The organism is Corallococcus sp. AB032C, assembly GCF_003668935.1.
GTDB lineage: Bacteria > Myxococcota > Myxococcia > Myxococcales > Myxococcaceae > Corallococcus > Corallococcus exiguus.
In genome coordinates this window covers 1-405 of sequence record NZ_RAWP01000287.1, presented here as the reverse complement: position 1 = coordinate 405, position 405 = coordinate 1, and the positions used below count along the sequence as shown (strand labels likewise).

The window sequence follows — 405 nt, the reverse complement described above, 5'->3', positions numbered from 1 at the left end:
ACTTGTGGGGACGGATTATTTCATCGGCCAAAGAACGAAATGCCGTTTACTATTCATACGCATTAACCAAAACAAAAAGCGATACATCCGTTTACGAGATGTACTACATCTCAAAATACAAGCCGAAGTTGAACAATGACGGAAAGTACAATGATGAAGTGACGATTTCACTCCCTGATTTGGAATTCACGGAGCTGCAATTTGTTTACCAAGAGGACGAGGAGGAGTTCGAAAATGGCCAAGTTCAGACAAATACACGTTGACTTTTGGCAGGATAGTTTTGTGATCGAACTTACACCAGAGGAGAAATACTTTTACCTTTACCTAATGACAAATAGCAAAACATCACAATGCGGCATTTATGAGTTGCCCAAAAAAATCATCGAAATGGATACAGGATATAAC

General features: G+C 39.3%; 1 protein-coding gene. It reads left to right on the top strand.

The genetic code is table 11. The features are described from left to right. On the top strand, positions 1 to 263 hold a 263-nt coding region (locus D7X99_RS44170), incomplete at its 5' end, for a hypothetical protein (protein ID WP_233614244.1). Positions 264 to 405 lie beyond the last annotated feature (142 nt).